Source organism: Sphingorhabdus buctiana (assembly GCF_042680825.1).
In the GTDB taxonomy this organism is placed as follows: domain Bacteria; phylum Pseudomonadota; class Alphaproteobacteria; order Sphingomonadales; family Sphingomonadaceae; genus Sphingorhabdus_B; species Sphingorhabdus_B buctiana.
Window position 1 is genome coordinate 220,790 of sequence record NZ_JBHUEL010000003.1, and the last position, 23,351, is coordinate 244,140.

At 58.9% G+C, this 23,351-nt stretch carries 19 protein-coding genes; 9 read left to right on the plus strand and 10 right to left on the minus strand.

Going from position 1 to position 23,351, the window contains the following annotated elements:
• Window positions 1-18: 18 nt before the first annotated feature.
• The 5 genes from ACFSAG_RS04160 to ACFSAG_RS04180 all read right to left on the minus strand — a co-directional run bounded on the left by ACFSAG_RS04160 (window position 19) and on the right by ACFSAG_RS04180 (window position 6,817).
• The gene (locus ACFSAG_RS04160; RefSeq protein ID WP_381511634.1) at window positions 19-1,308 is read right to left on the minus strand and encodes a cytochrome P450; all 1,290 of its coding nucleotides are present in this window, start codon (window positions 1,306-1,308) and stop codon (window positions 19-21) included.
• A gap of 23 nt (window positions 1,309-1,331) precedes the next feature.
• On the minus strand, window positions 1,332-2,870 hold the full coding sequence (locus ACFSAG_RS04165; RefSeq protein WP_381511636.1) for an acyl-CoA synthetase: 1,539 nt from the start codon (window positions 2,868-2,870) through the stop codon (window positions 1,332-1,334).
• A gap of 112 nt (window positions 2,871-2,982) precedes the next feature.
• Window positions 2,983-3,741, minus strand: coding sequence for a crotonase/enoyl-CoA hydratase family protein (locus tag ACFSAG_RS04170; RefSeq protein WP_381511638.1), 759 nt, complete (start codon window positions 3,739-3,741; stop codon window positions 2,983-2,985).
• Between the two features lie 14 nt (window positions 3,742-3,755).
• Window positions 3,756-4,967, minus strand: a complete 1,212-nt coding sequence (locus tag ACFSAG_RS04175; RefSeq protein ID WP_381511640.1) for an acyl-CoA dehydrogenase family protein — start codon at window positions 4,965-4,967, stop codon at window positions 3,756-3,758.
• A 278-nt stretch (window positions 4,968-5,245) separates the two neighbouring features.
• The gene (locus tag ACFSAG_RS04180; RefSeq protein ID WP_381511642.1) at window positions 5,246-6,817 is read right to left on the minus strand and encodes a helicase HerA-like domain-containing protein; all 1,572 of its coding nucleotides are present in this window, start codon (window positions 6,815-6,817) and stop codon (window positions 5,246-5,248) included.
• A gap of 213 nt (window positions 6,818-7,030) precedes the next feature.
• Here ACFSAG_RS04180 and ACFSAG_RS04185 point away from each other — a divergent pair, with 213 nt between their 5' ends.
• On the plus strand, window positions 7,031-8,134 hold the full coding sequence (locus tag ACFSAG_RS04185; RefSeq protein ID WP_381511644.1) for a serine hydrolase: 1,104 nt from the start codon (window positions 7,031-7,033) through the stop codon (window positions 8,132-8,134).
• 4 nt (window positions 8,135-8,138) lie between these two features.
• On the opposite strand, the gene ACFSAG_RS04190 is transcribed toward ACFSAG_RS04185, so the two are convergent.
• Both ACFSAG_RS04190 and ACFSAG_RS04195 read right to left on the minus strand, forming a co-directional pair.
• Window positions 8,139-8,312 carry a hypothetical protein gene (locus ACFSAG_RS04190; protein ID WP_381511646.1) on the minus strand — a complete coding sequence of 58 codons (174 nt, stop codon included), beginning with the start codon at window positions 8,310-8,312 and terminating at the stop codon, window positions 8,139-8,141.
• A gap of 77 nt (window positions 8,313-8,389) precedes the next feature.
• Window positions 8,390-8,704, minus strand: a complete 315-nt coding sequence (locus ACFSAG_RS04195; protein ID WP_381511648.1) for a hypothetical protein — start codon at window positions 8,702-8,704, stop codon at window positions 8,390-8,392.
• 242 nt (window positions 8,705-8,946) lie between these two features.
• Here ACFSAG_RS04195 and ACFSAG_RS04200 point away from each other — a divergent pair, with 242 nt between their 5' ends.
• The 4 genes from ACFSAG_RS04200 to metH all read left to right on the plus strand — a co-directional run bounded on the left by ACFSAG_RS04200 (window position 8,947) and on the right by metH (window position 14,654).
• The gene (locus tag ACFSAG_RS04200; protein WP_381511650.1) at window positions 8,947-9,927 is read left to right on the plus strand and encodes an ArsR/SmtB family transcription factor; all 981 of its coding nucleotides are present in this window, start codon (window positions 8,947-8,949) and stop codon (window positions 9,925-9,927) included.
• Window positions 9,924-10,865 (plus strand): methylenetetrahydrofolate reductase, encoded by a 942-nt coding sequence (gene metF / locus ACFSAG_RS04205; protein ID WP_381511652.1) that lies wholly within the window; start codon window positions 9,924-9,926, stop codon window positions 10,863-10,865. Before ACFSAG_RS04200 ends, metF begins: the two co-directional genes overlap by 4 nt.
• Window positions 10,862-11,911, plus strand: a complete 1,050-nt coding sequence (locus tag ACFSAG_RS04210; RefSeq protein WP_381511655.1) for a homocysteine S-methyltransferase family protein — start codon at window positions 10,862-10,864, stop codon at window positions 11,909-11,911. The genes metF and ACFSAG_RS04210 overlap by 4 nt, the downstream gene beginning before the upstream one ends.
• Window positions 11,912-12,029: 118 nt before the next feature.
• Window positions 12,030-14,654 carry a methionine synthase gene (metH, locus tag ACFSAG_RS04215; protein WP_381511657.1) on the plus strand — a complete coding sequence of 875 codons (2,625 nt, stop codon included), beginning with the start codon at window positions 12,030-12,032 and terminating at the stop codon, window positions 14,652-14,654.
• A 98-nt stretch (window positions 14,655-14,752) separates the two neighbouring features.
• On the opposite strand, the gene ACFSAG_RS04220 is transcribed toward metH, so the two are convergent.
• The gene (locus ACFSAG_RS04220; RefSeq protein ID WP_381511659.1) at window positions 14,753-16,231 is read right to left on the minus strand and encodes a DEAD/DEAH box helicase; all 1,479 of its coding nucleotides are present in this window, start codon (window positions 16,229-16,231) and stop codon (window positions 14,753-14,755) included.
• A 376-nt stretch (window positions 16,232-16,607) separates the two neighbouring features.
• Here ACFSAG_RS04220 and ACFSAG_RS04225 point away from each other — a divergent pair, with 376 nt between their 5' ends.
• Genes ACFSAG_RS04225 through ACFSAG_RS04240 form a run of 4 tightly spaced genes read left to right on the plus strand, consistent with a single transcriptional unit; the run spans window position 16,608 to window position 22,234 of the window.
• Window positions 16,608-18,188 carry an NAD(P)/FAD-dependent oxidoreductase gene (locus tag ACFSAG_RS04225; RefSeq protein WP_374612240.1) on the plus strand — a complete coding sequence of 527 codons (1,581 nt, stop codon included), beginning with the start codon at window positions 16,608-16,610 and terminating at the stop codon, window positions 18,186-18,188.
• On the plus strand, window positions 18,166-18,675 hold the full coding sequence (locus tag ACFSAG_RS04230; RefSeq protein ID WP_374612238.1) for a GtrA family protein: 510 nt from the start codon (window positions 18,166-18,168) through the stop codon (window positions 18,673-18,675). Before ACFSAG_RS04225 ends, ACFSAG_RS04230 begins: the two co-directional genes overlap by 23 nt.
• Window positions 18,675-20,477: a hypothetical protein gene (locus tag ACFSAG_RS04235; RefSeq protein WP_374612236.1), complete on the plus strand. Its 1,803-nt coding sequence runs from the start codon at window positions 18,675-18,677 to the stop codon at window positions 20,475-20,477. Before ACFSAG_RS04230 ends, ACFSAG_RS04235 begins: the two co-directional genes overlap by 1 nt.
• The gene (locus ACFSAG_RS04240; protein WP_381511662.1) at window positions 20,474-22,234 is read left to right on the plus strand and encodes a hypothetical protein; all 1,761 of its coding nucleotides are present in this window, start codon (window positions 20,474-20,476) and stop codon (window positions 22,232-22,234) included. The genes ACFSAG_RS04235 and ACFSAG_RS04240 overlap by 4 nt, the downstream gene beginning before the upstream one ends.
• Here ACFSAG_RS04240 and ACFSAG_RS04245 read toward each other — a convergent pair.
• Both ACFSAG_RS04245 and ACFSAG_RS04250 read right to left on the minus strand, forming a co-directional pair.
• A complete protein-coding gene (locus ACFSAG_RS04245) occupies window positions 22,231-22,986 on the minus strand; it encodes an SDR family oxidoreductase (protein WP_381511664.1) in 756 nt (251 codons plus the stop codon). The two genes, ACFSAG_RS04240 and ACFSAG_RS04245, sit on opposite strands and share 4 nt — an antisense overlap.
• Window positions 22,983-23,351: a dihydroneopterin aldolase gene (locus tag ACFSAG_RS04250; RefSeq protein WP_374612231.1), complete on the minus strand. Its 369-nt coding sequence runs from the start codon at window positions 23,349-23,351 to the stop codon at window positions 22,983-22,985. The genes ACFSAG_RS04245 and ACFSAG_RS04250 overlap by 4 nt, the downstream gene beginning before the upstream one ends.

Consider the following 23,351-nt stretch of genomic DNA (forward strand, 5'->3'; position numbering starts at 1 on the left):
TTTGCGGCGGGCCGGGGCCTAGCTGGCGCGGAAACGCACCGGCAGGGTCTTGAGCCCGCCGACGAAAGTCGAGTTCGCCCTTTTGGGTTCACCGGCCAGTTCGATCGAATCGAGCCGGTCGAGAATTTCCTCAAACAGTATCCGCATTTCCAACCGGGCTAGGTGCAACCCGAGGCACTGGTGCGCGCCTGCACCGAAGGCGATGTGCCGGTTCTGGTCACGCGTCGCATCGAATTTGCGCGGTTGGTCAAATTGCGCCGGATCATGGTTGGCAGCGACATAGTTGATCATCAGCCAATCGCCCTTGGCGATCTTTACGCCGGAAATTTCGACATCCTCATTCGCCATGCGCATGAAGTGCTGCACCGGCGTGGTCCATCGGATTGCCTCTTCGACGATGCCTGGAACCAGGCTGCGGTCGGCCTTCACTTTGGCAAATTGCTCCGGATCCTTGGCCAGCGCCAGCATCGCGCCCGCCGTGCTTGCCGAGGTTGTGTCATGGCCGGCGGCGGCAACGATAATGTAATAACCGGCAAGGTCGAGCGGATCGAGCGGTTGGCCATCGATAGTGCCGGTAGCGAGGATTGTCGCAACATCCTTGCCCGGATTCTGGCGGCGATCTTCGGCCAGTTTTTCGAAATATTCGGTGAAATCCTTGACCGCGCCAAGCACGATTTGCGAAATCTGCTCGGGCGACAGGTTGGCCATGCCAGTCTTGTTGAGGTCCTCATCCTGCCCGCCGAACATCTGCTGCGTCAGGAACAGCATGCGCGGCTCGTCTTCTTCGGGCACGCCCAAAATCTGCATCACGACATGCAGCGGATAAGGCGCCGACACCAACGGCACGAAATCCGCCTCTGGTCCTGCGGCAATCAAGCGGTCGACCGTGCGCTTGGCGAGATCGCGGATATCGGCCTCGATCAGCTTCAGGTTCTTGGGCATGAACCATTCCTGCGTCAGCCGCCGCAGCTTGGGATGTTTGGGTGCATCAAGCGCGACCAATGACTGGACGAGGTTGGGTGAACCACCGGTGATTTCGCGTGCCAATGCCTCGCCAGCGCGGTTGGTCAGCACCGTCGGGCGCGGTGAATTGAGGAAGGTCGCATTGTCCTTGCTGATCCGCATCACATCTTCGTGGCGGGTGATCAGCCAGAACGGCGCGTGATCGTCGGTCGGGCTTTCGATGCGCAGCACCGGCGTTTCCGCGCGGATCTTATCGAAAAGGTCAAGCAGCGGATCCCATGCCGCATAGGATTTGGGATCGATAACCGCGATCGCGGTTTCTGGCGTTGCAACCGGTGCGTTCATGCTTTCCTCTCCTCCGCCAGATCTCAGACGATCCGGCTATCCTTATTACCCCAATATTCGTCGCGCAGCAGGCGCTTGTAGAGCTTGCCAGTCGGGTGGCGGGGCAGTTCTTCACGGAAATCAATCTGGCGCGGCATCTTCACGCCCGAAAGGCTGGGGCGCAGATAGGCCTTGAGTTCATCGGCCAGCGCATCGCCTGCCTCGCTCCAGTTGAGCGGCTGGACGATCGCGACCACACGCTCGCCCATGTCGTCGTCGGGCGCGCCAATGACAGCGGCGTCGGCGACTTTGGGGTGGTGGACCAGCAGGTTTTCGATTTCCTGCGGATAGATGTTCACCCCGCCTGAAATGATCATGAAGCTCTTGCGATCGGTGAGGTAGAGGAATCCCTCTTCATCGACCTTGCCGACATCGCCGAGCATCGACCAGTTGGGATGCTTGGGGTGACGGCTTTCGGCAGTTTTCACCGGATCGTTGTGATAGCTGAACTGCGATACGCTTTCGAAATAGACAACGCCTTCCTCGCCGACGGGTACTTCCTCGCCATCTTCGCCGCAAATGTGGATGATGGCATTGAGCGCCTTGCCGACTGACCCCTTGTGGGTCAGCCAATCCTCGCTGTTGATGAAGGTGAAGCCATTGCCTTCGGTGCCCGCATAATATTCGCGCAGCACCGGCCCCCACCATGCAATCATCGCTTCCTTGACCGGCACCGGGCACGGAGCGGCGGCATGGACGGCGCATTTCAGAGAAGAGACGTCATATTTCGCGCGCACCTCTTCGGGCAGCTTGAGCATGCGGACAAAATGGGTCGGCACCCACTGGCTATCGGTAATCTTGTATTTCTGGATCGCAGCGAGGGCTTCCTCAGGATCATATTTCTCCATCACCACTACGGTGCCGCCAAGGCGATGCACCGCCATGCACCAACGCAGCGGCGCGGCGTGGTAAAGCGGCGCAGGGGAAAGATAGATGCTGTCCCCGGTAAATCCGAAGGCACCAGCCGCAATCATCGCGAGCGGATTAACTGCCGCAACATCGGTATCCTCAGGCAGCGGTAGGCGCACACCCTTGGGACGTCCGGTTGTGCCTGAACTGTAAAGCATGTCGGTGCCAGCGCGCTCGTCGGCAACAGGATCGGCGGGCATTTTGGCTAGTTCACCCTCGAGCGGGGTCCAGCCTGCCCGCTCGCCACCAACAATATAACGCTTCACCGGCGTTTCGATCTGGTCGAGTGTATCACCCAGATAGTTGGAGGTGAACAATGCCTGCGAACCGCTGTCTTGAAGGATATAGTCGATTTCCGGGGCAGTCAGGCGGTTGCTGATCGCGACAAAGACCAGGCCCGCACGCTGCGCTCCCCAAGCCAGATCGAAAAACTCTGCCCGGTTTTCCATGCACATTGCGATCGTGTCACCATGGCCAAGACCAAGCGAGCGGAACAATTGCGCCACGCGGTTCGAATTGGCGTCAAGCTCGGCATAGGTCACCACTTGCCCGGAACCGGCCATGATGACAGCAGGTTTGCTGGGATTGGCTGCGGCATGAATCTTGGGGTGCATCACTCTCTCCATTTTCTCATTACCGTAGGGCTGAGCCTGTCGAAGCCGGGCTCGCCTCCAAACGCACTTCGACAAGCTCTGGGCTACGGTGGATATTCAGATTGGGCCGATATCAGGTGCCCGTCCAGTTGGGCTTGCGCTTTTCGGCAAAGGCAGCCGCACCTTCGCGGGCGTCATTGGTGGCAAACAGGTTGCCGAGCGTTTCGGTCTGCTTCTGCCACATTTCGGCTTCGCTCCATTCGCCCGATTCGACGATCACCTGCTTCGATTTCTTGACAGCAAGCGGGCCATTGTCGGCAATTGTACGCGCAAGCTCGATGGCTGCGTCGAGCGCCGGGCCAGAGGTCAGGCGGTTGACAAGGCCGAGTTCATAAGCCCGCTTCGCATCGACGAAATCGCCAGTCAGCGCCAGTTCCATCGCAATGTGCGGCGGGATCTTCTTGGGCAGGCGCATCAGGCCGCCCGCCGCAGCGGCAAGACCGCGCTTCACTTCGGGGATACCGAATTTGGCGTTTTCATTGGCAACGATCATGTCGCAGGCAATGGCAACTTCAAGGCCGCCTGCCAGCGCATAACCATCGACCGCCGCAATCAACGGTTTGGCCGGCGATTTCTGGGTTATACCGCCAAAGCCGCGACCCGCCACAAACGGGGTCTCACCGCGGAGGAAGCCCTTGAGATCCATGCCAGAACAGAAGGTTCCACCTGCACCGGTTACGATACCCACGCGCAAATCATTGTCGGCATCAAGCCGATCAAGCGCGGCAGCGATCAGTTCAGACGCCTGCTTGTTCATCGCATTCTTTGCGTCGGGACGGTTGATCGTGATGATCAAAATGCCATCGCGGGCTTCGACCAATGCATCGCTCATGGAAATTCCTCTCTTTACTTGGTTTTGGGCAGGCCGAGCACATGCTCGCCAATGATGTTGCGTTGGATTTCGCTGGTGCCGCCACCGATCGTGGCGGAGAAGCTGTTAAGATAGCTGCGGTGCCAGAAGCCACCGTCGACGGCATTTTCATCGCCGACATAATAGCCGGCCTTGGTTCCCTGGAACTGCAGGGCGAATTGCGTCAGTTCGCGCACCAGCTCGGTCCGCGCCAGCTTATTCATCAGCGACAGCCCCATTGGGCGATCCTGGTTGAGCGGCGCCATCCGGCGGCGGGTGTTGTTGAGATTGAGCGCCTGCGCATCGATCAGGAATTCGACCAGCTTGTCGCGCATCACCGGATCGTCGAGCAAAGGCTTGCCACCCCGCTGCGCGGTGCGCGCCAGATCGAGGATTTCCATGACATCCATTTCCTTGGAAAAGGACCCGCCGGCCAGATTGACCTTGGCCCCACGCTCATATTCGAGCGTCTTCATCGCCACGATCCAACCCTGGCCCTCTTCACCCATGATATCCTTGGCGGGGATACGGGCATTGTCGAAAAAGGTCTGCACAAAGCCATATTCGCCGGTCAGTTTCTTGATGCGGCGGGTTTCGATTCCCGGAATGCGCATCGGCGACAAAAAGAAGCTGAGTCCCGCATATTTGTTGGGCGCATCGGGGTTGGTGCGCGCAAGCAGGATCATCATGTGCGCGCGATCACCCAGCGAGGTCCAGATCTTGGAGCCGTTGACGACATATTCATCGCCATCCCGCACGGCACGGGTTTGGGCATTGCCGAGGTCTGATCCGTTTTCAGGCTCCGAAAAGCCTTGGCACCAGATTTCCTCTGCCGCGAGCATTGGCTTGATGTAACGCTTCTTCTGCTCCTCGGTACCAATGTCGAGGATGAGCGGCCCGGCCCAGCCATTGCCGATTGCGTTGAGCATGATCGGCGCATCATATTTCTTCATGATGCGTGTCGCGATCCGCTGAAATTCCGGATGCATGCCGCGGCCGCCATATTCGGCAGGCCAGCTCATGCCGATATAACCGGCCTCATATACCTGGTTCTGCCATTTCTGCAGGAAATCGAACTGTTGGTCAGTCGAAACCTCCATGAAGGTCAGTGGCAGCATGAATCCCGGATCGGCAACGGTATTCTCGCGAAACCATGCGTCGCACTGCGCCTCGAAATCGGCAAGTTCGCTGGCAGAAGGCTTGGTCATCCGTGATTCCTCTCTCGGATGTTTAATTGCGCGATTAAACTGCGGATTGCAATGCCCGAACAACGAATTTTTCGCACATCATGGCACGCTGCGCGCCGATCATTACGCATCGAAAGGTGAAGCGTCGCATTCTTACAATGAAAGCAGGCGCAGGATAGATATGGTTACTAGCAAGAGGAGTTGGAGGTTCGTCGAAAACCCACAGCAACGACCCATCTGCATTCGACGAATCGCCGTGCGGCCGCGTCGCAAGACACGGCCGCACATTCATTCCGAAATCATTTGAACAGGCTGCCCAGTATCCCGCGAACCAGGGATTTTCCGAGGCTGCCGGCGATTTGCCGACCGACAGAGGTGGCTGCCGAACGGGCCGCGGATTGCACCATTTTCTCTGCCATGCTGGGCTTTGCAGCCTCGCGAGCCTGCCGCGCAGCTTCGCGAGCTGCTTCCCTGGCTGCGACAGCATCGGCCTTTGCGCGCTCTTTCGCAGCAATCGCGTCGAGTTTCGCCTGTTCCTCAGCGGCCTCGGCAGCTTCCGCGGCGGCAGCGGCCTGCGCTGATTTTGCAACCAAAATCTCTTCGGCTGATTCGCGATCGATCAACTGGTCATATTTATCGCCAATCGCATCAGTCGCGACCATCACGCCGCGTTCTTGCGGGGTCAACGGGCCGGTGCGCGATGCAGGCGGTTTGATCAGCGTGCGCTCCACGGGCGTTGGTGCACCATCGGCCTGCAAGACGGAAACCAGCGCTTCGCCAACTTTCAGTTCGGTAATTGCAGTGGCGACATCGATCTTCGGATTGGCTCGAAAGGTTTCGGCTGCCGATTTGACCGCCGCCTGGTCGCGCGGGGTGAAGGCGTTCAGCTTGTGCTGCACCCGATTGTTGAGCTGCCCAGCCACGGTATCGGGAATATCGATCGGGTTCTGGGTAATGAAATAGACGCCGACGCCCTTGGACCGGATGAGGCGAACCACCTGTTCGATCTTTTCTACCAGCGCCTTGGGCGCATCGGAAAAGAGCAGGTGGGCTTCATCGAAGAAGAATACCAGCTTCGGCTTTTCGGGGTCGCCGATTTCGGGCAGCGATTCGAACAGTTCCGAAAGCAGCCATAGCAGGAAGGTCGAATAGAGCTTCGGGCTTTGCATCAACTTGTCGGCGGCGAGGATGTTGATGATCCCGCGCCCCTTATCGTCGCAGGCGATGAAATCATCGAGGTCGAGCGCAGGTTCGCCAAAAAAGCGATCCCCTCCCTGCGAGCGCAGTTGCAGCAGCGAGCGCTGGATCGAGCCGACGCTCTGCTTCGACACATTGCCGTAAGTCGTGGTCATTTCCTCGGCGCGATCTGCGATGTCGACGAGCATCGCCTGCAGGTCATCAAGATCGAGCAGCAGCAGCCCTTCCTTGTCCGCGACATGGAATGCGATGGTCAGCACGCCTTCCTGCACTTCGTTGAGGTCCATCAGGCGCGAAAGCATCAGCGGCCCCATTTCCGAAACCGTGGTGCGCACCGGATGCCCGCTTTCGCCGAACAGGTCCCAGAACTGCACAGGATTGTCGGCATAGACCCATTCGCTATCGCCTATTTCCTTAGCGCGGTTGGCAAAAACCTCGTGGTTCTTCTGTGTGGCTGCGCCCGCCATCGCCATGCCGGCTAGGTCGCCCTTTACATCGGAGACGAAAACCGGAACCCCAGCCCGCGAAAATCCCTCAGCCATGACCTGCAGGGTGATCGTCTTGCCTGTACCAGTTGCGCCAGCGATCAGGCCATGCCGGTTGGCCCTTTTCCAGTTGATGGCTTGCCGCAAACCATCGACAGTCGAACCAATGAAAAGGCCTTCGTCGGACATTCGCACACGCTCCTGATTTGAAAAACCACCAAAGTGAGGACAACAACGCCAACCCGTTCAGGTCAAGTAATATCCGGGGCTATAACTTACGACCTATAGGCACACGCTTTGTCGGCACAGCCGACTCAACTGGCCGCAAAGCGGCGCCTTCGTGCTTTTCGCTGGCCCTGTTGGTCGCTAATTGCAATTTGTAAATTTTAACGGGGATATGGAGTGCATACCTTAGCCAGACTGGGATTGATGCTGTTGCCCTTGGTCGCGCTGCATGGCTGCGTTTCTGCGCCAGCAAAGCCGATGCCCCAAACCCGCGCAAAGCCCGGCGTTGTTGTCACCCAGCCGGCACCCCCGCCGGTGCAACGCAAAGCCGAGCCGCCCAAGGTTGTCCGCGCCGCAGTCCCGGAACAGTTAATGGCCGATATTGACCTTGCATGGCGGCAGTTCCCCGGCAGAACCGGCATTGCAGTCCAGAGGATCGACGGCGACTGGATCACCGGCAAACGTTTCGGAGAATTTTTCCCGCAACAGAGCGTTTCCAAGATGTGGGTCGCCATGACCATCCTCGACCAGGTGGACAGTGGTCGGTTGCGGCTCGACCAAAAGGTTAAGATCACAATGTCTGACCTTGCGGTGTTCCACCAACCTATCCGTGAACGGGTGGTTGCCAACGGGGCGGTTGAGGAAACCATCCAGAGCCTGATGGAACAGGCAATCACCGCAAGCGACAATACCGCCAATGACAGCCTGCTTCGTACAGCGGGCGGGCCGGAAGCGGTGCGGAATTTCATCGAACGCAAGAAATTGGGCAAAATCCGCTTCGGTCCGGGTGAGCGGTTGATGCAAAGCCAGATTGCAGGGTTGAGCTGGCAACAGGAATATTCGATCGGGCGGCGTTTTTACACCGCGCGCTCCGCCCTGCCCCGCGAACGCCGGCAAGCCGCGCTCGAGGCCTATCTCGCCGATCCGGTTGATGGAGCAGCACCCGAAGCCATAGCGAACGCACTCGCCCGGCTCGCCAAGGGCGAATTGCTATCCCCCGCCTCAACCCGATTGCTGTTGGGCATGATGGAGCGCACCAAGAGTGGCCCCAACCGATTGAAGGCAGGCGTACCAGCCGGTTGGCGGTTCGGGCACAAGACCGGAACTGGCCAGGAACTCGATCCGCTTTCGACCGGATATAATGATATCGGAATCATGACCGCACCCGACGGCACGCGTTACGCGGTCGTGGTGATGATCGCGAGTACCACGTCACCCATTCCGGCACGCATGGCGATGATGCAGGCGGTGTCGCGCGCGGTGGCAACGCACCACCGCTGAGTGCTTATTTTTTGACCTGATCGGAAAGCGTCGGCGGATCAGCTTGCTCGGCTTCGAGGCGTTCAGCCGCCTTGTCGAGCGCTTTGGCATCCTCGACGGTTACACCCCCCGGCCCCGGATCGGTCGGCGCCGGACCGCAGGCAGCAAGCAGGACAAACAGGAGCACACAGCTACGCATGCGCAATTGCTACATTCGACACGCAGCGAGCGCAAAGAAAAAGGCTGCCCTGCTAAGCAGGACAGCCCTTTTCGAACTTAGCTAGAAGCTAAGAAGCTATTACTTGGTAGCTTCTTTTGCAGCGTCGCCAGCAGCGGCAGCAGCTTCACCAGCCTTGGCAGCAGCGTCGCCAGCAGCGGCAGCAGCGTCCTTACCGGCTTCAGCAGCTTCTGCACCAGCAGCAGCAGCGTCGGTAGCAGCAGCTTCTGCACCAGCAGCAGCGGCTTCAGCGCCTTCAGCAGCTGCGTCAGCAGCTTCTTCTGCACCAGCAGCAGCTTCTTCGGTGGTAGCTTCTTCAGCGCCCGAGCAAGCAGCGAGAGCCATTGCCGAAGCGAGAACGAGAGAAACAGCAATCTTTTTCATTTGGGAAATCCCCCTAACAAGAACTTCAGAAAACCTGACAAGCAGCATGCGTTATGCATAGCTTGACTTGCGGGGGTTGCACTAGCCGCTTCAAACAACCAACGCAATCGGGTTTTTTCTACAAAATGCGTAGAGTGGGCTTGTTTGACCTGATTTGACGACAGACAGTTCAAAAATCTGTCACAAATGCGCCGATTGACAGCATATAAAGATTTCTTTATATGAATTCGAAATGACGCCTTTGCTCAACATAATGCGCGCACTAGCCGATCCGACGCGGATGCGAATCACGCTGTTGATACGCCAATTGGAGCTATCGGTCAGCGAAGTCGTGCAAATTTTGGGGCAAAGCCAACCCCGGGTTTCGCGCCATATCAAGATTTTGGACGAAGCAGGCATTGCCGAGCGTCGCCGTGAGGGTGCGTGGGTTTTCCTGCGCCCCGGCCCGATGTTACACCATCCGGCCATCGAACCCTTGTTCAGCCTGCCGGGGACCGAAGATTCCAAGCCGGTGCTGCGCGATCTTGCCCGGCTGGAAGAAGTCCGTTCGGCGCGAACCGAAATGGCTGCGGCTTATTTCGATTCCCATGCGGCCGAATGGGACCAAATCCGTTCACTGCACATCGCCGAAGCCGAGGTTGAAACCGCAATGCGCGATATTCTCGGCGAAGCACCCATGGGCCGGGTGCTCGACATTGGCACCGGCACAGGCCGCATGATCGAATTGTTCGCGCGCGATGCGGTGCGTTTCGTTGCCCTCGACAACAGTGTCGAGATGTTGCGGCTTGCGCGCGCCAAGCTGGCCGGCCTGCCCGATGCTGCCGCGGTCCAATCGCATACCGAAATCGTGCTGGGTGACTTTAACGGCCTGCCTTTCGCCGATGGCAGCTTTGACACAATCTTGTTCCACCAGGTGCTCCATTATGCGCAACACCCCGAACGCGCGATATCAGAGGCTGCCCGTGTGCTGGCGCCGGAAGGCCGGTTGATGGTAGTCGATTTTGCGTCGCACGATCTGGAAGAGTTGCGCAGCGTCCATGCCCATGCCCGTCTCGGCTTTACCGATGAAAGCATGGCGCGGGCCTTTGCCGGTGCCGGGCTAGTGCCCGCACGCACCGAGACGCTTGCCGGTGGCAAACTGGCGGTCAAAATCTGGCTCGGCCAGCGTGGCAATAGCGCCATAGAATCTCCCAAACTCAGGATAGTTGCATGATATTGTCGCTCGACCAGATGGCCGAATCGCGCCGCGCGCTTGCCAGTTCGCTTTTTGCAGGACTGCCCGGCGACGCCGAAATCAGCTTTGAATTCTTCCCGCCCAAAACCGAGAAGATGGAAGAGCAGCTTTGGGATTCGATCGTCACGCTCGCCCCACTCTCCCCGCGTTTCGTGTCGGTTACTTATGGTGCCGGCGGCTCCACCCGTGAGCGCACGCACAACACCGTTGCGCGCATCGCAAAGGAAACAAGCATCCCGGCTGCGGCGCATCTGACCTGCGTCGATGCCACACGCGATGAAATTGCCGAAGTGGCCAACGCCTATTGGAATGCTGGTGTGCGCCACATAGTCGCGCTGCGCGGCGATCCGCCCAATGCTGGCGGCAAGTTCGAACCGCATCCGCAAGGCTATGCCAGCGCCGCCGAGCTGGTCGAAGGATTGCGCAAGCTGCATCCTTTCGAAATTTCGGTGAGCGCCTATCCCGAAACCCATCCCGAAGCCGCATCGGCGCAATCAGACATCGATTTCCTGAAGCGCAAGTTGGACGCGGGGGCCAGCCGGGCAATCACGCAATTCTTCTTCGAACCGGAAACTTTCTTCCGCTTTCGCGATGCGGTGGCCGCTGCCGGGATAGAGCCGGAAATCGTGCCCGGTATCATGCCGGTGTCGAACTTCGCCGCAATCCAGCGCATGTCGAAGATGACCGGGACGGCGATCCCCGACTGGATGGCACATTTGTTTGAAGGGCTGGATGATCACCCTTCGGCGCGGCAGCTCGTCGCCGCCACCATTTCTGCCGAAATGTGCCGCCGCCTCTATGCAGGTGGGGTGCGCCAATTCCATTTCTACACCTTGAACCGGGCAGAGCTGAGTTATGCGATCTGCCACTTGCTCGGCAAACGCCCGGTCGAAACTGCAAGGGAAGCTGCAGCATGAGTTCCGCTCGCGAATTGTTCACCGCCCGCTGCGCCGAACGCATCCTCGTTTTCGATGGCGGATATGGCACCGCGATCCAGCGTCACAAGCTGGAGGAAGCCGATTATCGCGGCAATCTGGACCTCGCCAAGGACCAGAAGGGCAATAACGACCTGCTGTCGGTCACGCGCCCCGATGTCATTGCGGGCATCCACGACGCCTATCTGGAGGCTGGCGCGGATATGATCGAGACCAACACCTTCAGCTCCACCCGTGTCGCAATGGCCGATTATGGCTGCGAACATCTGGTCCGGCAGATCAATGTCGAAAGCGCGAAACTGGCGCGGGCCTGCGTCGACAAGGCCGAGGCGAAGGATGGTCTGAAGCGCTTTGTGGCCGGATCGATCGGCCCCACCAACAAGACGCTGTCGCTTTCCCCCGACGTCAATGATCCGGGTTATCGCGAAGTCGATTTCGACACTTTGAAAGCCGATTATCGCGAACAATGTGATGCCCTGATCGAAGGCGGGGTCGATTTCCTGCTGATCGAAACGATTTTCGACACGCTCAATGCGAAGTGTGCCGCGATGGCCGCACAGGAAGCGGCGGCTGCTTCCGGGCGCGATGTGCCGCTCATGATTTCGATGACAATCACTGATATGGCGGGCCGCAACCTATCCGGCCATACGGTCGAGGGGTTCTGGAACACGATCCGCCATGTGAAGCCACTGACCATCGGTTTGAATTGCTCGTTCGGCGCGGACCTGTTGCGTCCCTATCTGTCTGAACTCGCCAAACAGGCCGATGCGCTGGTGATGGCTTATCCCAATGCTGGCCTGCCCAACGAACTTGGCCAATATGACGAACTGCCCGAACAGACCGCAAAGCTGATCGAGCAGTGGCTCGACGATGGCCTTGTCAATGTGGTCGGGGGCTGTTGCGGCACGACGCCGGCGCATATCGCTGCCATAGCGAAAGCCGTTGCCGACCGCGCGCCGAGGCAGGTGCCAAGCGCACCGGTGGCGACACGGCTTGCAGGGCTGGAGCCATTTGTAATGGCGGCGTAAAAATCCCCCTCCCCGATGCGGGAGGGGTTAGGGGAGAGCCTTTCTGGGCCAGCTCTTCCCTTGAATGTCTGGCCCTCCCCCGACCCCTCCCGCTCGCGGAAGGGGGGAAGAAGATCGAATGACAACCACCACCAATACCTCTCGCTTCGTAAATATCGGCGAACGCACCAACGTGACCGGCAGCGCCAAGTTCAAGAAGCTGATCCTTGCGGACGATTATGAAGCCGCCGTCGAAGTTGCACGCGACCAGGTGGAAAACGGCGCGCAGATCATCGATGTCAACATGGACGAAGGCCTGCTCGACGCCGAACTGGCGATGACGACCTTTCTGAAGCGCATCGCCGCCGAGCCTGATATCGCCCGCGTGCCAGTGATGATCGACAGTTCGAAATGGAGCGTGATCGAAGCTGGCCTGAAATGCGTTTCGGGCAAACCCGTGGTCAACTCGATCTCGATGAAAGAGGGCGAAGAGGCTTTCCTACACCACGCCCGCCTGTGCATGGCCTATGGTGCCGCTGTCGTCGTGATGGCATTCGACGAAACCGGCCAAGCGGATACCAAGGAACGCAAGGTCCAGATCTGCAAGCGCGCCTATGACCTGTTGGTCGGCATCGGCTTCCCGCCCGAAGACATCATCTTCGACCCCAATATCTTTGCCGTCGCCACGGGTATTGAAGAGCACAACAATTATGGCGTCGATTTCATTGAGGCGGTGAAGGAACTGCGCCAGCTATGCCCGCATGCCCATTATTCGGGCGGGCTTTCAAACCTCAGCTTCTCTTTCCGCGGCAATGAGCCGGTTCGCCGGGCAATGCATAGCGTGTTCCTCTACCACGCCATTCCCGCCGGGCTCGATATGGCTATCGTCAACGCCGGTCAGCTTGATGTGTATGACACGATCGATCCGGAACTGCGCGAGGCGTGCGAGGATGTGATCCTCAATCGCCGGGACGATGCAACCGAACGCCTGATCGCGCTTGCCGAACGGTATAAGGGCACCGATGCTGCCGCTGAAAAAGCCGCTGCCGAATGGCGCGGATGGCCGGTGGCGAAGCGGCTGGAACATGCGCTCGTCAAAGGCATCGATGCGCACATTGTCGAGGATACCGAAGAAGCGCGTCTCGCGATCAAGGAACGGGGGGGGCGCCCGATCGAGGTGATCGAAGGCCCGCTGATGGAAGGCATGAATGTCGTCGGCGACCTGTTCGGCAGCGGCAAGATGTTCTTGCCACAAGTGGTCAAATCGGCGCGCGTGATGAAAAAGGCGGTCGCCCACCTTTTCCCCTATATCGAGGCCGAAAAGGACGAAAATTCCAAAGGCAAAGGCAAGATCGTGATGGCCACGGTCAAAGGCGATGTCCACGATATCGGCAAGAACATCGTTGGCGTGGTGCTGCAGTGCAACGGCTTTGAAGTTGTCGATCTTGGCGTCATGGTGCCTTGGCAGGATATTTTGAAGGCCGCGGTCGACAATGACGCCGACATGATCGGGCTTTCCGGCCTGATCACGCCCAGCCTTGATGAAATGGTGACCGTTGCCGAAGAAATGCAGCGCGCCGGTATGACAATGCCCTTGCTGATCGGCGGCGCCACGACGTCAAAGACGCATACGGCATTGCGCATCGAGCCTGCCTATTCGGGGCCAACCGTGCATGTCCTCGACGCCAGCCGTGCGGTCGGGGTTGCCTCGACTTTGGTCAGCGATACGCTTGCCGAGAAATTTGTCGCCGATACACGTGCCGATTATGCGCATATCCGCGACGCCCGCGCGGGCAAGACTGCCAAGCCGCTGGCAACGCTTGAGGAAGCGCGCGCCAATGCGTTCGAAATCGACGAAAGCCTGAAGCCCGCAGCACCGTTACAGCCGGGCGTACATGTCTATGAAGATTGGCCGCTCGACGATTTGCGCAATTGTATCGACTGGACGCCTTTCTTCCGCGCCTGGGAATTACATGGCAACTATCCGGCAATCCTTGACGACGAGATAGTTGGCGAAAGCGCGCGGCAGTTGTTCGCCGACGCGCAGGCGATGCTCGATCGGATCATTTCCGAAAAATGGCTGCGCGCACGCGGTGTGGCGGGGCTATGGCCCTGCGCGCGCGAGGGCGACGATGTTGTCGTCTATATCGAGGAAACCGAAGAGCATGTCCGCCTGCCCTTCCTGCGACAGCAGGTCGCAAAACGCGAAGGCCGCGCCAACATGTGCCTTGCCGATTTCATCAGCCCTGATGGCGACTGGATTGGTGGCTTTGCAGTGACCACCGGCCATGGAATCGGCACCAAGCTTGCCGAGTTCAAGGCGCATATCGATGATTATTCGGATATCATGTTGAAGGCGCTCGCCGACCGACTGGCAGAGGCTTTCGCCGAACGGATGCACGAACATGTCCGCAAGGTGCTATGGGGTTATGCTCCTGACGAACAGCTGACCAACGAAGCACTGATCCGAGAACAATATCGCGGTATCCGCCCCGCACCCGGCTATCCGGCCTGCCCCGATCACAGCCTGAAGCCGGTTTTGTTCGATCTGCTCGACGCCACCCATCACACCGGCATCACGCTTACCGAAAGCTTTGCCATGTTGCCCACGGCAGCGGTGAGCGGCTTCTATTTCGGGCATCCGCAATCGGAATATTTCGGAGTAGCCCGGATTGGCGAGGATCAGGTGGAAGATTATGCCGCACGGCGTGGTTTGGATCTCGATAGAGCGCGGCAATATTTGCGGCCCAATCTGAACGAATAGGCTTCGGCTTTTACCGCATAAAAATAAAGAACCCCGCAGCAACCAAAGTCGCTGCGGGGTTCAAATTCATGGTTCCGTCGAACCTGGAATGATTAGCTTCAGCGGGCGCGCTTCACGGCGCTCTTGAACTTTCCAACGCCCGACGGCTTCGGTCCATAGCGACGCTGATTTGCATCGCTGGAAAGCGAAGGCCCGCCGCGCTTATGCTTCGGACGATTGTCCTGACGGCCAGCCGCATGATCGTCGCGGCGCGGTTCGCGTGGCTGCACCGGAATTTCATCCCGGCCATATCCGTCGCGGCTCATCAACTGGCTGCCACGTTCGGGACGGGCACGACCTGCTCCCGGTTTGCCCCGGCGCTCACCACCCGGACGACCGCCTTCGCGGCGCTTAGGTTCTTCACGCTTGGCCTCAATCGGGCGCGGCATTTCGGCAACAAGCTGGCGGAAACCTTCAGGAAGGCCAACCGGCATCAGTCGAATCTTGGTCAGCTTCTCAATGTCCTTCAGATAGCCGCGCTCGTCATCGCTGACAAAGCTGACGGCGATCCCGTCCGCGCCTGCACGCGCGGTGCGGCCGATGCGGTGGACATATTGGTCGGGCACATTGGGCAGTTCGAAATTGAAAACGTGGCTGACGCCCGGAACGTCGATGCCACGCGCGGCAATATCGGTTGCGACCAGCACCTTCAGATGGCCGTGGCGGAAACCCTGCATCGCAGCGGTGCGCTGGCCCTGGCTCTTATTGCCATGGATTGCGGCGGCCTTGATGCCGGCACCGGCAAGGTGGCGGACAACACGGTCGGCGCCATGCTTTGTGCGGGTGAAGACGAGCGCGCGGTCGATGCTTTCATCCTTGAGGCGATGGTTGAGCAAAGCCTGCTTTTCGCGCTGGTCCACAAAGGTCACATATTGCTCGACCCGCTCTGCCGTTGTTGCAGCAGGGGTAACGGCGACGCGCACCGGATTGTTGAGGAAGCGGTTGCCCAGCTCAGCAATTGCCTTGGGCATGGTTGCCGAGAAGAACAGGCTCTGCCGCTTTTTTGGCAGCAACAGGTCGATCCGCTTAAGCGCATGGATGAAGCCAAGGTCCATCATCTGGTCGGCTTCGTCGAGAACGAAAATCTCGACATCTTTCAGGCTCAATGCGCGCTGTTCGATCAGGTCAAGCAGACGGCCCGGTGTTGCCACCAGGATATCGGTGCCGGGTTGCAGCTTCTTCTTTTGCGTGAAGATCGGCATGCCGCCGAAAACGCACTGGACGGTGAGGCCCAGATATTTGCCATAATCACGGAATTTTTCAGCGATCTGTGCCGCAAGTTCGCGTGTTGGCGAAAGCACCAGCATCCGGCAGCCATAAGGCACGCGCGGTTTGATGTTGGTGGCGAAATGATGCAGCGATGGCAGCGCAAAGGCAGCGGTCTTGCCAGTGCCCGTTTGTGCGATACCACACAGGTCCCGACCTTCCAGCAGCGGCGGGATTGCCTGCGTCTGGATTGGCGTGGGGGTATCATAGCCAGACTGCGCCAGCGCCTTCAAAATAGGTTGGGCAAGGCCCAGTTCTTCAAAATAAGACATAAATTCTCTCAAAAAAGCATGATGCGGCCCGCGCAGCCATTAGCGGCGCACGGCGCAAAAGCGGGTTTAAGGGCAAGCTTCATGCCGACCCCTTGGAAACCACCCCGCGTGAATTGGGAAGCCTCTTGGCTGTGCGCATCTCGCGATCGACGGAGCTTTTCGGAAAAGCCCTCACGCTGTCGATACTGCTGCGGGAACCCCGCACGCCTCATGCGCTTGGCGGCCATATGGTCGTTCGCGCGTCAAAAAGCAAGAAATTACTCCAGTCCCGCAATTATCTGTCGCCCGCACTAGGCCGAAGCCCCTGTTAACTATTCATTATCCATTTTCGTTCAGAGATTTCCGTGAACACGGATCAGCATGGAGGAAATGCGAAGTGAGCAAGCAACAGGGAATTGTCGACGTAGCGATTATCGGCGCTGGGCCCGCCGGTTTGACCGCGGCTTATCTGCTTTCCAAAAAAGGTTACAGCGTCACCGTCATCGAAAAGGACGAACGCTATGTCGGCGGCATCAGCCGTACCGTTGAAGTCGATGGCTATCGCTTTGACATTGGCGGGCACCGCTTCTTTTCGAAGTCGAAGGAAGTGGTCGACTTGTGGAACGAGATCCTCCCCAATGATTTCATCCAGCGCCCGCGCATGAGCCGCATCTATTATGAAGGCAAGTTCTACAGCTATCCGCTGCGCGCCTTCGAAGCACTTTTCAATCTCGGCATTGTCCGTTCGACCCTGTGCATGGCGAGCTATGCCAAGGCGAAGCTGCTGCCCAACCGCAATGTCCGCTCGTTTGAAGACTGGACGACGAACCAGTTCGGCTGGAAGCTCTATTCGATCTTTTTCAAGACCTATACCGAGAAGGTATGGGGCATGCCCTGCGACGAAATGTCGGCGGACTGGGCGGCACAGCGCATCAAGGGACTTTCGCTCGGCGCAGCAGTGATGGACGGTCTGAAACGCAGCCTGGGCCTTAACAAAAAGCCCAATGACGGCATGGAAACCAAGACCTTGCTCGAAACATTCCGCTATCCGCGCCTTGGGCCCGGCATGATGTGGGATGCGGCGCGCGACTTTGTCGTTGCCAAGGGCAACAGCGTGCTCATGGGCCACAGTTTCAAGCAGCTCGCGCAGGATGCCGCTGGCAACTGGCGCCTGTCGGCCACCAAGGCCGATGGCAACGAAGCCGTGATTACCGCCAAGCATGTGATCAGCTCGGCACCGATGCGGGAGCTTTCGGCGCGCATCCATCCGCTGCCGCAAACCTCGCTGCAGGCATCGAACCTCAAATATCGGGACTTCCTGACGGTCGCTTTGATGATCAAGTCGGACGATCTTTTCCCCGACAACTGGATTTACATCCACGACAGCAAGGTGAAGGTCGGCCGTGTGCAGAACTTCCGCAGCTGGTCGCCCGAGATGGTACCCGATCCGTCGATCGCCTGTGTCGGCCTTGAATATTTCTGCTTCGAAGGTGATGGCCTCTGGTCGTCGAGCGATGCCGATCTCGTCGAACTCGCCAAAAAGGAAATGGCTATCCTCGGCCTGTGCAACCCCGACGATGTTATTGGCGGTGCGGTTGTTCGCCAGGAAAAGGCCTATCCGGTCTATGACGACGAATATGCTGCCAATGTCGCCGCGATGCGCGATGAACTGGAAAGCAAATATCCTACACTGCACATGGTCGGTCGCAACGGGATGCACCGTTACAACAACCAGGACCATGCGATGATGACAGCGATGCTGACCGTCGAGAATATCGACGCTGGTGCGCGCATCTACAACATCTGGAACGTCAACGAAGACGCCGAATATCATGAGGCGGGCGACGAAGGCGAACAGGAAGCGATTGCCGCCAAGGTCCAGATCACCGAAGACCAGGCCGCTGCGCTGGCTTCAGAGCGCGACGTACCAACCCGCGTCGAAAAGGCCGGCGACAATGACAAGCGCAAGGCAGCCTGAGCGCCGCAAGGCAGACCGCCGCCAATCGGACGGCAGTCTTGCCATTCCGGCTTCGGTTAGCGACCTGTCGGGCTGGCTTCGCTTCTTCCGCCAGTTGACCTATATGCGTTACCTGGTGGTCAGCGTTGCCGCACTTGCCGTTGACCTCGGATTGTTCCTCGCATTCCTCCAACTCGGCATGCTTAGCATGGCGGCTTCGGCGATTGGCTATTCCGCGGGCATAATCGTCCACTGGTTCCTTTCAAGCCGCAAGGTGTTCGGCGACCGCGTTTCAGACAAAGGAACGAGCGAACGCACGCAGCAAAAGGCGATGTTCGTGATGTCGGCGCTGCTCGGCCTCGCAATTACGACCGCAATTGTCGGTGCAGGTGATGCTCTCGGCTTCGATCCGCGCATCGCAAAGATCATTGCGATTGGCGTTTCGTTCCAGCTGACCTACATGCTGCGTAATGTGATTATCTTCCGGTCTGCCAAAGCAGGGGCCTGATGCCCGAACTTTCTAATTCGCGTTACACCCGGCTGCTGCTTGCTATCTGGCTGGTCAGTGCGATCCTGCTCGTCATGGCAGGGCGTGGGGCCATCGCTGGTTGGCAGATGGGGGATCCAGACGACCAGCTACGGCTCGTGCAGATCCGCGATTGGCTTGCGGGGCAAAGCTGGTGGGATGTCACCCAATACCGGATGAACCCGCCCGACGGCGGGCCGATGCACTGGTCGCGCTTGGTGGACCTGCCAATTGCCTTGGTCATCGTGGCGCTTACTCCGTTTTTCGGACAGCCCTCGGCTGAACTTGCCGCCGCTGTCGCCATTCCGTTGCTGACCTATGGCATTGTACTCTGGCTGCTCGCAGCTATTTCAACAAAGCTTGGCGGGCGTTGGGCTGGCATCGTGGCAGCGGTTTCGCTGTTTGCCATCCTTCCCGCAACCATCCAGCTCGCGCCGATGCGGATTGACCATCATGGCTGGCAACTGGTCGCCTTCCTTGCAGCAACTCTTGCGCTGCTCGACCGGAACAGGCCGGTTCGGGCCGCCATCATCATCGGCGTGGCGTGCGCGTTGTGGATGGAGATATCGATTGAAGGCCTGCCCTTCGCAGCGCTGTTCCTGGGAATTCTGGGCCTACGCTGGCTGGGTTCCGACCGCGCGGCCCAACTTCCTTGGGCCAGCGCTGCCCTCGCGCTCACCACCGGCACGCTTTACTTTGCAACCGAGGGGCTAGCGGCAACAAATTACTGTGATTCACTTTCGCCGGTGCATGTCGCCGCCTTGCTGGCTGCTGCATCCGTGGTGTGTTTAGCGCATTGGGCGACCATCCGTTTGAAGGGCAACCGCCGGATCATCGCGCGCCTTTTTGCTGGCGCTGTGGCCGCCAGCGCCGCAATTTCGGCATTGCTGCTGCTGGCGCCACAATGCGCGGGCGACGCCTTTGCGAATCTGGATCCGCTGGTCCGCCAATATTGGTTTAACCGTACACCCGAGGGATTGCCGCTTTGGCAACACAAGCCCTCGGCTATCGTGCAGGAATTGGCCGGCTTTGCCGCCGGTTGCATCGGCCTTATCGCGCTGTGGCGTGCCGGAACGAAACTGCCCGCCCAAGACAGGCTGGCGATGACACTGCTGTTCACAGGGTCTGCAATCGTCGCAGCCACTGTAGCACGCGCGGCTATTTATCCACTCTGCCTCGCCGCTTTGCTCGCGGCTCCGCTGGTTGTGCGATTGTTCGCTCAGTCGAACGGGGCAGCCAGTGTCACCCGCAGAATGGCGCTTCGCATCGCCGCGGTTGCGTTGATCATGCCAGGTGTTCTGGGCACCCATGTAGCGCGCGCGCTTCCTTCAAAAGCGGAGACTCCTGATCCGGCAGAAACACAAGCCGAGGCCGAATTTGTGGCGCTGGCACGTCAGTGCCAATCAGCCGAGGCAATAGGCCTGCTCAACCGCTTGCCGCCATCCCAACTCATGGCGGGCCTCGATGCCAGCCCGGGCTTGCTGCAATTCACGCATCATAAGGTTGTCGCAACCGGGCACCATCGCAACCAATTGGCGATGCGCGATGTCATTCGGGGTTACACCATGTCGCCCGAGGTCATGCAGAAAATCCTGACCGAGCGCGGGGTCGACTATCTGGTGGCTTGCGATGGCAGTTTCGAACTGCGCATCTATGCCGAAAATGCTCCCGACGGTTTCTGGGCGCAGGTCAAGCAAGGCAAGTCTTTCGATTGGCTGGTTCGGCAACCCGATATCGGGCCGTACCATATCTGGCGCGTCGGACAGGGTGCAACTGCATCATGATCGCCCGCCTCAAATCTCCCTCTTTCCTTATCTGGATAGTGCTGGCGTTGCTGCTGGCATGGCTGAGCCGCGACGTCATTTTGACCCGATCCGGCTGGGATCCCGATGATCAGCTGCGCATGGTGCAATTGCGTGATTTCCTGGCCGGGCAAAGCTGGTTTGATACTACGCAATACCGTCTCAACGCCCCTGAAGGCGGGCCCATGCACTGGTCGCGTTTGATCGAGCTTCCGCTCGCCCTCGTCATGATCTTGGCGACACCGTTGTTCGGACCGGCGGTTGCGGAGATGATCGCCGGAACATTGGTTCCACTAACCTGTTTCGGGCTGGTGGCCTATATGCTGGGCCGCATTGCTGCACATATAGGCAGCCCGATGGCGGGGACCGTTGCTGTCGTCATGACAATGGTTTCCCCCGCGATATCGATGCAGCTGCGCCCGATGCGGATCGACCATCATGGCTGGCAACTGGTCTGCGCGGCGCTAGCGTTGTGGACATTATTTTGGCCTGCCGCGCGCAAGGCGGGAATCTGCATGGGGGTTGCGCTCGCAGTCTGGCTGCACATCTCGTTGGAGGGCGCGCCGGTGACAGTCGCCTTTTTCGGCCTGCTCGGCTGGCGCTGGGCGATGGCTAGCGAAAGTGATGGCAGTCGGCTGGGATATACAATCGTCGCTTTTCTGACCGCAAGCCTCACGCTCTTCTTCTCCACGCAGCTGGGGGGCATTGCCGCTGACAATTATTGCGACACGATATCGCCTGCGCATATCTATGCCATCATCGCAGCAAGCGCGGTGATCGCTCCAGCAGCTTTCGCCCTGCAGCCCAACAAGGTGCTGCGGTTCGCGGCCCTGGGCCTGGCGGGAGGTGCTGCGATTGCGGTGCTGCTGTGGCAGGCACCGGCATGTGCGCAAGGTGCGTTCTCGACAATGGACCCGGTGGTTCGCGATTACTGGTATGTACGCGTCAATGAAGGCATGCCGGTGTGGCACCAGAAATGGGCGGTTGCCCTGTCGCTTCTGGGTGTTCCTATTGCCGGTGCAATCTGCCTGCTATTCCTGGGTGGTTCGATCGCAAAGGACAGAAAAGCCGAATATGCAGGGCTTGCCATACTTCTGGTCTATTCAGCGCTGCTCGCGTTGCTCGTGTTCCGGACGATATCGCTCGCGACATTGATCGCGGTGCCGTTGGTGGCGGTGGCGATCACGCATTTGTTCGCCAGCTATCGCAGCGAGGCAAAGCCGCTCAAGCGGGTAGGCCTGTTCGCCCTGATGATTCTGCTGCTGATGCCCGGCGCCTTTATCACACAGGCGATGACGCTCCTTTCAAGCAAGGCTGCGGCTGAAGCGGCAGCCGACAAGACGCCCGACGCACTGAAAGCAGAGAAATGTGAATCGATTGAATCGGTGTCGCAACTCGCGAAACTGGAAAAGGCGAACATACTCGCTCCGTTCGATCTTGGCCCAGCCATCTTGCTGACCACTCCGCACAGCGTGGTCGCGTCGAGCCACCATCGCAACCAGAAGGGCATGCGGGCGCAAATTGACATGTACCGCCTGCCCGAAGCACAAAGCCATGCGATCGTGCGCAGCCGCAATATCAGTCATATCGTTGCCTGCACGGGCGAAGCCGAGATGCGGGGTTATGAAAAGCGCAACCCTGACGGGCTGTGGGCACAGTTGGCCAAGGGCAATACGCCCGACTGGCTCGAACCGCTGCCCGACATGGGTGATGGGCTAAAGGTTTGGCGCGTGCGTTAAAGGTGCATGAAGTCGCGGGGATAGCTGCGCAAATGCGCACCGCCATCGACGAAGATGATTTGCCCGGTCACATGCTTTGCATTCGCCAGAAACAACACGGCTTCTGCTATCCCTTGGGCATCGGGCAACCGACCTAGCGGCATTTCCCCATTCAACCGGTGCATTTGCGCATTGTCATAATCATCTGTCGGGATGACAAGACCGGGGGCCACCCCATTGACCCGTGCTTTGTCGCCAAAGGCCGCCGCCAATGATCGCACCGAGCCGGCGAGAGCCTGTTTGGAAAGCGTATAGCTCAACTGATCGCCATTGGGATTGGTGACGCGCTGGTCGACGATGCTGACGATGGCAGGTTGTGAGCCGCTCGCAGCCACTTTTACCAGCGCTCGGCTGAGCAGCACCGGCGCGAAAAGGTTGAGACGGAAATGCACGTCCAGCGTTTCGGCGGACATCGCGTCCCAATCATCTTGCCCGAACATCGCGGCGTTGTTGACCAGCAAGTCGGGCGCGCGGTCGAAATGCGCGATCACATCGGCCATCACCTTGTCCGGTGCACCGTCAGTCGAAAGATCGGCGGCAAAATGCTTCCAGCTTGAACCGTTACGCTCGATGGCTGCAGCCAGGCCTGCTTCGGGCGTGCCGTCACCATGGCTGGTCAATGCCAGATCATATCCTGCATCTGCCAGTTGCGCTGCGATCACCGCGCCCAGCCGCCGCATCCCGCCGGTGACGAGCGCGAGCTGGCGAGTCACTTGCGGTGCCTCGTCAAGGTGATGCCGATCGACTCGCCGTCTTCGGAAATCGCCAACTTGATGATCTTCACGGTCACATTCTGGACGCGCGGATCAGATGCAAACAGCTTGTCGATGATATGGTCGGCCACTGCTTCGATCAGCGTGAAATGCACACCTTCGGGAAAGACCGTCGCGGCTTCCTTGATCGCCATATAGTTTTTCGAAGCCGAAAGCGGCGTATCGGGCGCATAATGCGGTGCGACCTCAAGGTCGGCGCTGACCGAAATGTGCAGCGGTTGCGGCAGGTGTGTTTCCTGGCTGTAAATGCCGGTGAGCACATTGACGTGCAGGTCGTGCACTTCGAGGGTAAGAAGATCGTTCAT